At 35.8% G+C, this 13,218-nt stretch carries 13 protein-coding genes; 2 read left to right on the plus strand and 11 right to left on the minus strand.

Features of this window, described 5'->3' with window-relative positions:
* Positions 1-27 precede the first annotated feature (27 nt).
* The 3 genes from HXK94_001820 to HXK94_001830 all read right to left on the minus strand — a co-directional run bounded on the left by HXK94_001820 (position 28) and on the right by HXK94_001830 (position 2,614).
* Positions 28-354 carry a hypothetical protein gene (locus HXK94_001820; protein ID QTI95992.1) on the minus strand — a complete coding sequence of 109 codons (327 nt, stop codon included), beginning with the start codon at positions 352-354 and terminating at the stop codon, positions 28-30.
* Positions 355-471: 117 nt separating this feature from the next.
* Positions 472-1,713 (minus strand): ABC transporter permease, encoded by a 1,242-nt coding sequence (locus HXK94_001825; protein ID QTI95993.1) that lies wholly within the window; start codon positions 1,711-1,713, stop codon positions 472-474.
* Positions 1,706-2,614 carry an ATP-binding cassette domain-containing protein gene (locus HXK94_001830; protein ID QTI95994.1) on the minus strand — a complete coding sequence of 303 codons (909 nt, stop codon included), beginning with the start codon at positions 2,612-2,614 and terminating at the stop codon, positions 1,706-1,708. Before HXK94_001830 ends, HXK94_001825 begins: the two co-directional genes overlap by 8 nt.
* Before the next feature lie 81 nt (positions 2,615-2,695).
* Between HXK94_001830 and queA the strand changes: the two genes are divergently transcribed.
* Positions 2,696-3,823 carry a tRNA preQ1(34) S-adenosylmethionine ribosyltransferase-isomerase QueA gene (gene queA, locus HXK94_001835; GenBank protein QTI95995.1) on the plus strand — a complete coding sequence of 376 codons (1,128 nt, stop codon included), beginning with the start codon at positions 2,696-2,698 and terminating at the stop codon, positions 3,821-3,823.
* A 31-nt stretch (positions 3,824-3,854) separates the two neighbouring features.
* On the opposite strand, the gene HXK94_001840 is transcribed toward queA, so the two are convergent.
* A complete protein-coding gene (locus HXK94_001840) occupies positions 3,855-4,547 on the minus strand; it encodes a phosphoglycerate mutase (GenBank protein QTI95996.1) in 693 nt (230 codons plus the stop codon).
* Between the two features lie 188 nt (positions 4,548-4,735).
* Here HXK94_001840 and HXK94_001845 point away from each other — a divergent pair, with 188 nt between their 5' ends.
* A complete protein-coding gene (locus tag HXK94_001845; protein ID QTI95997.1) occupies positions 4,736-5,788 on the plus strand; it encodes a hypothetical protein in 1,053 nt (350 codons plus the stop codon).
* A gap of 83 nt (positions 5,789-5,871) precedes the next feature.
* On the opposite strand, the gene nrdD is transcribed toward HXK94_001845, so the two are convergent.
* The 7 genes from nrdD to HXK94_001880 form a co-directional block, all read right to left on the minus strand.
* Positions 5,872-8,097 carry an anaerobic ribonucleoside-triphosphate reductase gene (gene nrdD / locus HXK94_001850; protein QTI96612.2) on the minus strand — a complete coding sequence of 742 codons (2,226 nt, stop codon included), beginning with the start codon at positions 8,095-8,097 and terminating at the stop codon, positions 5,872-5,874.
* A gap of 155 nt (positions 8,098-8,252) precedes the next feature.
* Entirely contained in the window at positions 8,253-8,717 is a 465-nt protein-coding gene (locus tag HXK94_001855) for a hypothetical protein (GenBank protein ID QTI95998.1), read from the minus strand.
* Positions 8,718-8,772: 55 nt separating this feature from the next.
* A complete protein-coding gene (locus HXK94_001860) occupies positions 8,773-9,072 on the minus strand; it encodes a hypothetical protein (protein ID QTI95999.1) in 300 nt (99 codons plus the stop codon).
* Between the two features lie 85 nt (positions 9,073-9,157).
* Entirely contained in the window at positions 9,158-9,472 is a 315-nt protein-coding gene (gene rpsJ, locus HXK94_001865; protein QTI96000.1) for a 30S ribosomal protein S10, read from the minus strand.
* Between the two features lie 163 nt (positions 9,473-9,635).
* Positions 9,636-10,820: an elongation factor Tu gene (tuf, locus tag HXK94_001870; GenBank protein QTI96001.1), complete on the minus strand. Its 1,185-nt coding sequence runs from the start codon at positions 10,818-10,820 to the stop codon at positions 9,636-9,638.
* A gap of 131 nt (positions 10,821-10,951) precedes the next feature.
* Positions 10,952-12,031, minus strand: coding sequence for a hypothetical protein (locus HXK94_001875; protein QTI96002.1), 1,080 nt, complete (start codon positions 12,029-12,031; stop codon positions 10,952-10,954).
* Complete coding sequence (locus HXK94_001880; GenBank protein ID QTI96003.1) at positions 12,031-13,176, minus strand: aminotransferase class V-fold PLP-dependent enzyme; 1,146 nt, start codon at positions 13,174-13,176, stop codon at positions 12,031-12,033. The genes HXK94_001875 and HXK94_001880 overlap by 1 nt, the downstream gene beginning before the upstream one ends.
* Positions 13,177-13,218 lie beyond the last annotated feature (42 nt).

A 13,218-nucleotide genomic window follows, 5' to 3' on the forward strand; every position in this document is an offset into this window, starting at 1 on the left:
CAAAATGAGGCTAATCAAGATAATAAGTTATCTTGCAATAAATTTACGGCGAGTTCTTCTTTTGTTCGATTCTATGGATCTTTTGAGTTCAGACAGAAAAAGTGCAACATAGCAGCCAATAGGGCTTAATGGATTAGTTTCGAAAAACATGTCAGATCCATTACACAAAAAAATAGTTCCAATTCTGCCCCAGTTCCTTCCGCTAAAAATTATACATCCATCTAGAGGATTATAGTTCATGGAATTTTTTTTACCAATAAAGCATATAAAAGATCTATCACTGTAAATTTTTTCAACTTTATCATCGAAAGACTTTTCAAATATCTTTCTTAAAACATCCTCGCTCAATTTCATAATGTTCCACCTCCAAAAAAATTTCGATTTTGAAAATCTTTTAAACTATACAACTTTTTACAATAAAAGTCAAGAGCCGTTCTTTTTCGAACAGCTCTTGTTAATTTTTAAGCTAATTTAAGCGATTTTCTTTTTCGAAAAAATACTTTTTAGGTTTATTTTTGACCCGTATGCAATTGTGCCAAAACGGAAAATTCGCACAGCTAGCCAAATCGCAACAATCGCAAAGACAATTAGTAATAAAATTCCAACTAATGCTTCGGAAAAACTTAAAGTTCCAAGCATATTTCGAAGCAACAAAGAGATCGGCGAAGTTAGAGGAAAATAACTCAAAAAGATTACAATCTCATTTGGTTCGTTCACAAAGAATGAAGGAAGAACAAAAAGCGGCGCCATTAGAGTCATTATAATCATTCCAAAATAGTTTGAGGCTTCTTGTGCCGTTGGCATCATTGCGCCCAATGCAACAATAAATCCCGTCACCATCATAAATCCGGCAATTAAAATTATCGCCGAAATTGCAATTGTACTAAATTCCCACCTTATATTTGGAAGAATTGTTGATAAATCTGGTAAATTGATATTTTTCGCAAAATCTCCTACATTCGAAATCAAAAACAGCATCACAACTCCAGTTAAGAGTAAAGTCAAAATTTGAACAATTCCTAAAACTATGATTGAAATTATTTTACCCAAAATAAGTGTTCGTGCAGAAATACTTGTTAGAATTATCTCCGTTACGCGGTTTTCTTTTTCTTCGGTTGTGCTTGTAAGCATTCGATTTGAGAGAAAAACTGTAATAAAATAGAAAACGAACAAGAAAATTCCTGGAGCAATCATTTCATAAATCTGCTCATATTTTTGGCCATTTTTAAAGATAGTTTGTTCGGTTTTATAGGTTTCATTGATTAAAACTAACTGATTTGCGCTCGTAGCTTTCGCGCTTGAATTCTTTAAAATACTCTTTAAAACGGCACTGTATTTAGCATTTTCATTTATATTTACATTCTTGGCGTAAATCTCAACTTTTTCATGAGTCAAATCTTTTGGAATAAAATAAAACGCATCGATTTTTTGATCTTTAACTTTCGCAATTGAAGCTGCTTTATTTTTCGAAACATTACCTTTCATTCCAGTAATAACATCTTTCGAAATCATTGAACTCTCATCTTGAATATCAAATGAAAAAGTTTCTTTTGCGAGTTTTTCTTGATTTTCGCGAGTTTGAGCACTTGAAATTGCACTAAAACCAAATATTACGCCATAAATCAAAGGTATTGCAAAAATTGCAGCCCAAAAAGTTGGCTTTTTTAACGCTCGAAAAACTTCAAATTTTAAAACCGTTCCTAGATTATACATTTTTTTCCTCGCCTTCTTTACCATAAATTTCCAAGAAAATTTCATTCAAAGTTGATTTTTGAACTTTAAAGTTTAGAATTCGCAAATCTTTCGAGATTAGCTCTTTTAGAATTTCTTGCGAATCTACTTTTGGCGACAATTCAGCGTAATTTGTTTCTTTTTTAATTATTTCGAATTTATCGCTTTTTGGCAATTCACCAACAAACTCAAGAATAATTCGTTGCTTACCGAACTGATTTCGAATTTCATCAACCGTACCATAAGCCTTCGTTTTGCCATTTTTTAGTAGCAAAGCACGATTACAAATCTTTTCAACTTCTTCCATCTGATGCGTCACCATAATAATCGTTGCTCCGCGAGCGTTTTCTTCCTTAATAATCTCCATCAATAACTCGCGATTTACAGGGTCAAAACCTTTTGTTGGCTCATCTAAAATGAGCAAGTCCGGCTTTCCCATAATCGTAATTCCAAGCTGAATTTTTTGTTGTTGACCACCCGAAAGCTTATCAATATTCAACCGCGCCTTATCTTCAAGCCCAACGCGCTTTAAAAAATCCTGCGAAAAATCCCGTGCTTCTTTTTTCGAAAGCCCTTTAAGCTGACCAAAATATTGCATTACGTCAATAACTTTTTCTTTTCGGTAAAGTCCGCGCTCTTCTGGCAAATAACCAATCAAACCAGTTCTTTCCGGTGAAAATTTCTTCCCATTAATTAAAAGCTCGCCCGAGTCTGCTTGATAAATTCCCAGCAATGCTCTAATTGTTGTTGTTTTTCCACTACCGTTTGAACCCAAAAAACCAAAAATTTCACCTCTTTTAACGCTGAAATTTAGTCCATGAATTATTTTCTTGCCACCAAACGATAGCTCAAAGTCTTTAATTGAAACAATATCTTCATTCATTATGTAACCATTTTAGCACGAAAACCGCAAAAAAAAAGCCCCACAATTGAATACCTTTTCGAAAAGTGTTAAAATATAAAAATGGAACTTAAAGATTATACTTATGAATTGCCCGAAGACCGAATTGCGGCACATCCGCCAAAAATTCGCGGAACTTCAAGATTGTTAGCTTTAAATCGAAAAAATGGCGCAATGACAGATAGCTTCTATAAAAATATTGCAGATTTTTTCGAAAAAGGCGATTTGTTAATTTTAAACGACACCAAGGTTATTAAAGCACGCCTTTTTGCAACAAAAGAAAATGGCGCCGAGCGTGAACTAGTTATTTTGGAGCGCCACAGTTTTGATAATGACTGGCATAAACACAAAGTAATGTATCGTGGAAAACTTAAAGCTGGCAACAAACTTTTTGTCAAAAACTCTTCGCCTGAAGAAAAAAATCAAAATCAAAATTCTAAAGCTGAAATTGTTGTAGAAGAAATTCTTGGCGACGGCATTGCGATTGTAAGTTCGAAAGCTGATTTACGCGAACTTTGCGAAAATTTCGGCACAGTTCCGCTTCCGCCATATATGCGCCGAGATGCAACTCCGCTCGACATCGAACGTTACCAAACAGTTTTTGCGGAAGAAAAAGGTTCTGTTGCTGCTCCAACCGCTAGTTTAAATATGACAGAAGAAATTCTCGATTCTTTACGCAAAAAAGGTGTGGAAATTAAATATTTAACCCTTCACGTTGGGCTTGGAACTTTCATGCCGATTCGTGTTGAAAAAATCGAAGAACATAAAATGCATCAAGAATATTTCGAAATTCCGGCCGAAACAGCCGAAGAAATTCGAAAAACACATCAAAACGGTGGTCGAGTTTTCGCACTCGGTACAACCGTTGCCCGAACACTAGAATATGCCCATAACGCAATTTTCGAAAAAAGCTTAAATGGAAATTCTGGCAATCGTGAAAATTTAAGTAAGGTTTCAAAAAACCAAAATGGTGATTTATCTGGTGAAGCTGATATCTTTATTTTTCCAGGCTACGAATTTAAAACAATTCAAGGTTTAATTACAAACTTCCATGCGCCAAAATCAACAGTCTTAATGCTTGCAAGTGCGTTTGCCGGTTGGGAAAACCTTAAAAACGCTTATAGCCACGCGATCCAAAATGGCGAATATAAGTTTTTGTCTTACGGCGACTCAATGATTATTTACCAGTAAAAATAGAGCGACTCAACGCTCTATTTTATTTTTATTCACCTAGCGAGTATTCTTTCAAAACTTTTAAGTTTTCGTCAAATTCAAACACTAATGGCGGGAAATTAGGGATTTCGACGCCCATAATTTCGTCATCACTCAAACCTTTGATATGTTTCACAAGCGCACGAATCGAGTTTCCGTGAGCGCCAACAAATACATTTTTACCACTTTTCAAAGCTGGTGCAATTTGATCTTCCCAAAACGGTAGAGCTCGCTCCAAAGTTACTTTTAAGTTTTCAGCATCCGGAATAACTGAATCATCCAACAAGGCATATCGACGATCATTATGTGCAGAATATTCATCATCTCGTGGCATTTCTGGAGGTAAAGTATCATATGAACGACGCCAAATATGAACTTGCTCATCACCATATTTTTCAGCTGCTTCGGCTTTGTTTTTACCAGTCAAGCCACCATAATGTCGCTCATTCAAACGCCAAGATTTTTGAACTGGAACCCATAGCTGATCCGAATACTCTAGCGCCAAATTAGTTGTTTTAATAGCACGCTTCAAAACCGATGTAAAAGCAACATCAAATTCAATCCCAGCATCTTTAATTAATTTTCCAGCATCAATGGCCTGCTGAACGCCTTTTTCGCTTAAATCAACATCAGCCCAACCAGTAAAAAGATTTGCCTTATTCCATTCACTTTCACCGTGTCGAGCAAAAACTAATTTAGCCATTCCTTCTCCTTTCAAAATCTGTTTTTTCATTAACAATTTTATCACTTTAAAAGCATTCCTTCAAGGCTTATTTAATATTGACTTAACACCTAAAATATGTTAAAATTTCTTTTAATCGATTGATAGTTCTTTAAAAAGTTGTTCTAACTTTAACTATTTTTCGAAATTCTTTAAAAGGAGGCTCTGATATGAGAAAGAGCAATAAAAAATTAACTGCAGAAGAAATTCAGGAAATTAAAGATATTCTAGAGAAAATCCAAGAAATCCCCAATTTTAAGAAAATATTTGGAGATGACACGATCAAAGCTCTAGAAAATTCTATAAAAACTGGCGTTTTACTCCCGGATAATATTATTTCGAAAATACACACTTTAATGATTCGATTTGGTATAAAGCCCCGCCGTAAAAATATTAGCCCTAAAACTAAGCGCCGAAAGCGAAGGTCGGCTACAAAAAACGAGGCCAAGAATGAAGCCAAATGCATCAAAATGGTCAATAACCTGAAAGAAACAGTTAAGAATAGGAACCGAGATATCGGTCAAAAAAATCTAACCATTTCTAAATTACGGCAAGAAAAAAATAATCTAGAAGAAGATAATCGTAAGCTTTTAGCAACTACAAAATATCAAGAAACTGAAATTCGCGAGCTCAATGATACTCTAGATTCTTTACAAAAAATCGTTGGAGATCCCGAGAAATTGCTTGAAACTTACGCAAAAATAATCCAAGAAAATGCTACGAATGAAGCATCTAAAAAGTCCGGAGCACTCATCGAAGATCTTCAACAAAAAAATACCGCTTTAGCTGAAAGAATAAATAACTTAGAAAAAGAAAACGAAGAATTGACGAATATTCAAGATTCAACTTTTGAAACTCAGAAAATTTTCACTAATGAAGATATTACCGAAATGCGAAAGTTAAATATTTTCGTAATTAGAAATAACATGCGAAAAGGTAGTTCAAGTCTAATTCAGAAAAAGCTTCTTAATGATTTTGGTGATAAATCTGAGATTTTCAACGAAATCGACAACATCCAGCAAGCCCGCGACAAGATTAAGGCTGCACTTAGCGGGAATCGGTTCGATTATGTTGTTTTATATATCGACGGGATATCTCACAGTATTTCGAACGGATTTAATATCTATAACGAACCTCAAATAATTGTCATTAAAAAAGATCAAGAAAATCTGAATTCTATCAAATCTAAAATTCTTGAGCGAAATCGAACATTAACAGTTTAATAAGCCCTTTTGGGCTTTTTTATTTTTCATTTAAAAAAGCGCCAGATAACCTAGCGCCCAAATAATATTTACTTAGAAAAATTTTAAATTGTCGAACCGTTCATATGTTTAACTCGTGCAGAGATTTCCTTATGGCGACCTTTAACCATTGGTCGAGCCTGAGGATTTCCCAAATAACCACAAGTTCGTTTTACTACATCACAAGTTCTTGGATCGGCGTTTCCGCAATTTGGACATTTGAAACCTTTTTCAGTAGGCTCAAAATCACCTTCAAAACCACACTTGTAACATCTATCAATTGGTGTATTTGTTCCCAAATAACCAACCCGGTCATAAGCATAATCCCAAACAGCTTCAAGCGCTTTCGGATTTTGTTGCAAAACTGGATATTCACAATAATGAATAAATCCGCCTGTCGCACCAGCCTTAACGTAATCTTTTTCAAAATCAAGTTTTTCGAAAGGAGTTGGATTTTTTCGAACATCATAGTGGAAAGAGTTTGTATAATACTCTTTATCTGTAATATTCTCAATTACACCGAATTTCTCTTTATCCAAGCGACAAAAACGGTCAGTTAAGCTTTCGCTCGGAGTTGAATAAACACTGAAGTGATAGCCAAATTCATTCGACCAGTCTTCACAGAGTTCTTTCATCTTTCGAACGATAGAAATTGTAAATTCTTTAGCCTCTGGATTATTTTCCCATGAACCGCCATAGAAAACTGTACCAACTTCGTAAAGACCAATATATCCAAACGAAACTGTCGCACGACGATTTTTAAAAGCTTCATCAACCGAATCTTCTGGAGATAAACGTTTACCGAAGGCTCCGTACTGATACAAAATTGGTGCATTAGTAGGGAGAGCTTCTTTAGTACGATTAACTCGAAAAACTAGCGCGTCTTTAACAATTTTGGCGCGTTCATCAAAAATTCTCCAGAATTTTTCGAAATTACCACCAGATTCAATTGCAATTCGCGGCAAGTTTAAAGTAACCACACCTAAATTCATTCGGCCAGAGTTTACTTCTTCACCGTTTTCGTCTTTCCAACCTTGAAGGAAAGAACGACAACCCATTGGAACCTTAAATGAACCAGTTAATTCAATAATCTTGTCATAAGAAAGCACATCCGGATACATCCGTTTTGTTGCACATTCCAAGGCGAGCTGCTTGATATCATAGTTCGGATCTTCAGAATAAAGATTCACACCACGCTTAAGCGTAAATACCAGCTTTGGAAAAATCGCTGTTCGATGCGATGCACCCAAACCTTTAATACGAATCTTTAAAATAGCTTTTTGAATTTCGCGCTCAAGATCAGTTCGACCAAGTCCAAAACCGAAAGTCACAAACGGCGTTTGACCATTTGAGGTAAAAAGCGTATTAACTTCATATTCAAGCGATTGCATTGCGTCATAGATATCTTTACGCGTCTTTTCCCGAGCATATTGTTCTTGTTTGTCGCTGTCTTCAATCCATTTTTTGGCATCTTTAAGATGTTTTTCGTAATTCTTTTTTGCATAAGGCGCAAGGAGCTCGTCAATACGGTCGGCTGAGCAGCCACCATATTGGTTTGATGCAACGTTTGCAATAATTTGCGCCATTTGTGCTGCTGCTGTTTGAATTGATTTAGGGCTTTCGATATTCGCATTCCCCATCAAGAAACCTTCTTTCAGCATTCCTTTGAAATCAATCAAGCAACAGTTAGTCATTGGTTCATAAGGGCTATAATCCAAGTCATGGAAATGAATTTCACCCTTTTGATGCGCGTTTGAAACATGTTCTGGAAGCATTTGTAAACCAATTGCTTTACCTGTAACACCAGCCGTCAAATCACGTCTCGTCGCAAAAACTCCGCTGTCTTTATTTGCATTTTCATTAACAGTTGTAGCTTCTTTCGAGATTAATCGATTGATTGTTTTATCAATTGATTTAGCACTTTCACGTTCTTCTTTGCGTTCATCGCGCCAATTTTTGTAATGATGATACACTTCGTCTTCTTTTAAACCCCTAAGAGTTGCCTCAACTTCATCTTGAATTTCTTCAATAGCAAACTTATCTTGACCGTTATCGATTTTCTTTTTTAGATTTTTAATAACTAAATTACTAACCTCAAACGCTTTCGAAATTGAGTCTTCATTTTCGCCATATACCGAAATATAGGCTTTTTGAAGTGCGCGATAAATGCGTTCAGCATCAAATAAAACTTCACGACCATCGCGTTTCAAAACCTTCACATTCTTGAATAGGCTAGATTCTGCTTGCATTTTTTGCAATTCTTCTTTGTTAAATAGTTCAATTTGTACCATTTTATTTCACCACGTTTTTCTATTCTAAGTAAATATTTTAAAGTTCTTCTGTTCGACTTATATAATTATAGTGCTTTTGTTTTAAAAAATCAAGAAAAAACGCTATATTTAGCGTGTATTATTTACAACAAAAAAACCGCTTCTTTCGAAACGGTTTATTCTCCTTCTGTTGTGCGTTGCCATTTTCGACAGGCTATATTTGCTAATACTAAATACAATAAAGTAAAAAGTATTCCTCGCCATAGATTATATCTCACCAATTGGGAAATAGCTCCCGGATAGTCCATGAGCGCTTGGGTTGCAATAAATGCCGCCCCAAATAAAGCAAGATCCTTTCTAAACTTTGCAATACCAGTTGCCTTCACTAGAATCGCTAGGCTTATCACTACTTCCAATATTAATCTTATTATTAAAATTGGACCAGAATCATTTTCGATAGCTAAGAAAGAAAACAATTCCATCTCTTTTCCGGTAACCTGCCTAACAATTAGCAAAATTGCATTCAGCACAATGATAGAAGAAAGGAAAATCAGTAGTTTTCTATTTATCCTCTCTCTACCAACAGAATTGAACAGAATTAAAACAATTGCAAATAGTATAATAATTATTTTTTGCAACATGTACTTCACCTCCGATATAGTGATTAATACATTATACAATTTTAAATTAAAAATGTCAAATCAAAAAGCCTATTGGCAAAAAGAAGCTTATAATTCCGCATATTAATGATACTGCATAAAAAATTCTTCGGTTATCTTGACGCTTTTCGAAAAAATAAACTCCCAAAAAACCAACAAAAAGACCAAGTGGAATACTTACAGCCTCATGGGTTTTTATCCAAAATAACGAAATTAATGCACACAAAATCAATTTAAATAAAAATATCATATCATTTTCTGGGTTCTTTTCAAAACCTCGACGGCTCAATTTTGTTCGATTTCTAGCATAAGTTCGTGTATTTTGTTTTTGACTCATATTGCTTATGATTATATCATATTTTTTATAAAAAATAAACTTAAAAACGAGCCAAATTCACTGACTCGTTTTTAATTTTTACATACTACATTTTGATTTCTGCATCAACACCAGCTGGAAGGCTGAGGTTTTGCAAAGAATCGATAGTTTTTGGTGTAGCGTTACTGATATCAATCAAACGTTTGTGTACGCGCATTTCATAAGCTTCACCACCCATTTTGTAAACGTGCGGGCTTTTCACGACTGTGAAAGTACTTCGACGTGTTGGTAGTGGAACTGGTCCAGCAACAGTTGCTCCAGTTCGAAGTGCAGTATCAACAATTTGTTTTGCACTTTGGTCAATAACTTTGTGATCGTATGCTTTTAGGCGAATACGAATTGTTAGGCCTTGTTCTGCCATTTTTACTCCTTATTTTTGCGTTTGTAACTTCTTTCGAAACTTTAAGATAATCTCGAACGAATTCTCAAACAATTTTATATTGCTTTAATATTTTAACATATATTATTATTAAAATCAACAAAAAACACCCCTTTCGGAGCGCTTTTTGTAAAGTCATAAACTATTATTTGATGATGTTTGTAACAACACCAGCACCAACAGTTCGTCCACCTTCACGGATAGCAAAGTTCAAACCTTGTTCCATGGCGATAGGTGCTTGCAATTTAACTTTGAAAGTTACGTTGTCACCAGGCATAACCATTTCTTTGTCGGCTGGAAGTTCAACTTCACCAGTAACGTCAGTTGTTCGGAAGTAGAATTGTGGTTTGTAACCCTTTGAGAATGGAGTGTGTCGTCCACCTTCATCTTTCTTCAAGATATAAACTTCAGCTTCAAATTCTGTGTGTGGAGTAATTGTGCCAGGAGCAGCAATAACTTGTCCACGTTCAATTTGATCTCGGTCAATACCACGAAGAAGAAGACCAGCGTTGTCACCTGCTTGACCTTGATCAAGAGATTTTTTGAAGGCTTCGATACCAGTAACAACTGTTTTTTGTGATGGGCGAAGACCAACAATTTCAACTTCATCGTTAAGTTTAACAACACCTTGTTCGATTCGTCCAGTAGCAACTGTACCACGTCCTTTAATTGAGAAAACGTCTTCGATAGGCATCAAGAATGGTTTGTCCATATCGCGAACTGGTTCTTCGATGTATGAGTCCATAGCATCAACCAATTCCATAATAGCGTCTTCGTATTTTTCATCACCTTCAAGAGCTTTAAGAGCTGAACCTTTGATGATTGGAGCGTTGTCGCCATCAAATCCATTTGCTGAAAGAAGTTCACGAACGTCCATTTCAATCAATTCAACAAGTTCTTCATCGGCCATATCCATTTTGTTCAAGAAAACAACAATCTTAGGCACACCAACTTGTTTTGCCAAAAGAACGTGTTCACGAGTTTGTGGCATAGGACCATCTGTAGCTGCGATAACAAGAACAGCACCATCAACTTGAGCGGCACCAGTAATCATGTTTTTAACATAGTCTGCGTGTCCAGGCATGTCAACGTGAGCATAGTGTCGGTTTTTTGATTCATATTCTTGGTGAGAAGAAGCAATCGTAATACCACGAGCTTTTTCTTCTGGAGCGTTGTCGATTTGATCGTACGCGATTGGTTTGTTAACTTCTGATGGAAGTCGTTTTGCAAGAACTGCTGTGATAGCCGCAGTAAGAGTTGTTTTACCGTGGTCAACGTGTCCCATTGTACCAACGTTTACGTGTGGCTTTGAGCGGTCAAAATCTGCCATTTTTAGATTTTCTCCTTTTATTAATAATATTATGCGCGTCGCACGAGTCACTGTTTTAGCAAAACACACGACGCGACGCTACCTATAATTATACCTAATTTGTAATATTTTGTAAAGAGTTTTTATGAAAATTATTTTGAAGCTTTATAAAGTCCTTCATGTCGCTGATTCTCATAAATCAAAGTTGGAATACTTTTCGTTTTAATCTCATCGTTCACAATTCGCAAATTTTCTTTAACACGATTCGAAATTTCTTCACTTTTTGCCTTTTTCGAAATTTCTTCGATTTGAGAATCCGAATATCCTGCATCTTTTAGCCAACCTTGCAGAATCTTTTCGGTCTCTTCGGTTGTAGTTGCAGTTTGGTTTTCGCCGTTAAATTTCTCTTGGAATAAAATTCCTTTTTCGTCCTTTTCGATAAAAATCTTCTCAACAATCATCCATTCGGCTGAAATCTTCTCACCATTTTCAGGTTGAGTACCTCGCACAGCTTCGATATACTTAGCAATAAAATCAGAATTCTTAAATTTTCCAGGAATTGGATACGGTAAAAGATACGTTTTATGCGTCTTAAAGAAACCGCTATTTTTTTGATTTATAAACGTGCGTCGGCAAACAATACAACCAGGGTCGAAAATATCAACTGCTACGCTTGCGTCTTTCGAAACTTCATTCGAAAATTCACCACGATAAGTTGAATTCTTCACAACATAGTCTTGCGCATTCCAACTTCGAAACTTCGCAGGCATCGCACTAAAGATTTGTCCCCAATCCGTAAACCATGAAACTATTGGACTTTCCGTATTTCCGCCATCAATCGAACAAGCCTCGGTTGAATTTAGCGCGCAAGAAGCTGGTCGTTGAATATCACAAGTTCCAAAAACAAATAGCGCTAAAGCCGATTTAATCACTGTTAAAACTGACCAAATAGTAATCAAAACAATTAAGCCGGCCACCGCCTCAATCGCCCAAGAAACCGGTTTTACCCATTTTTTGTGCTTCACGATTACTTTTCGAAGAATTGAATTTTTAATTTCGTCTTTAAAATTCGAATCACAAGCACGCAAAGTTACTCTTCGCGAAAAGCAATGCATCGATTTTTTAAACATTTGATTGATTGATTTTGCTTGCTTTTTAAAGCCCAACAACTTTAAAGCGGGCGTAAACAGCCAAATAATCAACAAAATTATAAATGCAGCAATACAAACCATTAGCTAAAAATCCTTTCTAAAACTTCTTTTAATTTTACAACATCGGCTTCAGTATTATGCAAGCCAATTGAAATTCGCACCAAATGTGGCAGTTTTCGAACTTCTTTTAAGTAGTAATGCGCACAAAAATAACCACTTCGCACCATAATTCCCTCATCACTCAAAGCCTGTGCAATTAAATGCGCATCAAGTTCATCGTGATAAAAGCTAATAACTGGCGCTGGTTTTTTGTTAATTACATGCACGCCTTTTTGCGTATTCAAAAACTCGAAAATTTCATTCGCAAAATTATCAATTTGTGAAGTTTTCTTTTGTTTTTTTAACCAATCAATTGCTGTTTTCAAGGCAATAATTTCACCCCAAGCTTGAAGTCCTGGTTCGAAAAGTGCATGAATATGTTCGCCATCCAATACCTCATAAGATTCTTTCGAAACGCCCGAAACCATTCCACCGCCAATAAAAGAAGTTTTTACGAATTTCGCAAAATCTTTTCGAACAACCATAATTCCAAGGCTTGCTGAATACATCTTGTGCGCGCTCGAAACGATCGCATCCGCTGGAACTTTTTGGAGCAATTCGTAGCTTGAACCTAGCGCTTGTGCCGCATCAATAATCACAAATCCGCCTTGTTTTTTGATTTTCTTCACTAGTTTTTTGATATTTTCGAGTCGTCGCCCATCAATATTTGAAGCCGCATTAACTACAACCAAAGCTTTCGAAAAATCATTCTCGAGCGAAATCGAACCATCTTCTTCGCGTTCAAGCACGATTCGTTCAATTTGATGTTTTTTGGCAAATTCAATCGTTGAAAGAAAAACCGAATTATGTTCAATCTCGCTAGTTATCACTTTCGAAACTGGTAATTCAAGCTGCGAAAGCAATAAATTTAAACCATAGGTTGTGTTAAGCGTAAAACTTACAAAATAATCTTTTTCTTTTAACTTTAATAAATCCAAAACTGCTTCACGAGTTTCTTCAACCTTTTCATCAACTTTTCTACCCCAAGCGTATTTTACACGCTCGCCACAAGAGTTAAAACTCAAATAGTAATCATTTAAAGCATCCAAAACTGGTTGTGGGCGCAAAGATTGGCACGCCGAATCAAAATAATGAGCATTTTCTGGCAAATATTTAAAATCGTCCAAAATTTAAACCTCCTTCTTTAACTTTTACCATTTTAGCACAAA

It is taken from the genome of Candidatus Nanogingivalaceae bacterium (assembly GCA_015257795.3).
Taxonomy (GTDB): Bacteria; Patescibacteriota; Saccharimonadia; order Saccharimonadales; family Saccharimonadaceae; genus Nanogingivalis.

Excerpts from the sequence above, each read along its gene's own strand:
- HXK94_001860 (QTI95999.1), bottom strand. The coding sequence starts at position 9,072 with ATGAGTCAAAAACAAAATACACGAACTTATGCTAGAAATCGAACAAAA.
- tuf (QTI96001.1), bottom strand. The coding sequence starts at position 10,820 with ATGGCAGATTTTGACCGCTCAAAGCCACACGTAAACGTTGGTACAATG.
- queA (QTI95995.1), top strand. The coding sequence starts at position 2,696 with ATGGAACTTAAAGATTATACTTATGAATTGCCCGAAGACCGAATTGCG.
- HXK94_001825 (QTI95993.1), bottom strand. The coding sequence starts at position 1,713 with ATGTATAATCTAGGAACGGTTTTAAAATTTGAAGTTTTTCGAGCGTTA.
- HXK94_001855 (QTI95998.1), bottom strand. The coding sequence starts at position 8,717 with ATGTTGCAAAAAATAATTATTATACTATTTGCAATTGTTTTAATTCTG.
- HXK94_001845 (QTI95997.1), top strand. The coding sequence starts at position 4,736 with ATGAGAAAGAGCAATAAAAAATTAACTGCAGAAGAAATTCAGGAAATT.
- HXK94_001840 (QTI95996.1), bottom strand. The coding sequence starts at position 4,547 with ATGGCTAAATTAGTTTTTGCTCGACACGGTGAAAGTGAATGGAATAAG.
- HXK94_001875 (QTI96002.1), bottom strand. The coding sequence starts at position 12,031 with ATGGTTTGTATTGCTGCATTTATAATTTTGTTGATTATTTGGCTGTTT.
- HXK94_001830 (QTI95994.1), bottom strand. The coding sequence starts at position 2,614 with ATGAATGAAGATATTGTTTCAATTAAAGACTTTGAGCTATCGTTTGGT.
- rpsJ (QTI96000.1), bottom strand. The coding sequence starts at position 9,472 with ATGGCAGAACAAGGCCTAACAATTCGTATTCGCCTAAAAGCATACGAT.
- nrdD (QTI96612.2), bottom strand. The coding sequence starts at position 8,097 with ATGGTACAAATTGAACTATTTAACAAAGAAGAATTGCAAAAAATGCAA.
- HXK94_001820 (QTI95992.1), bottom strand. The coding sequence starts at position 354 with ATGAAATTGAGCGAGGATGTTTTAAGAAAGATATTTGAAAAGTCTTTC.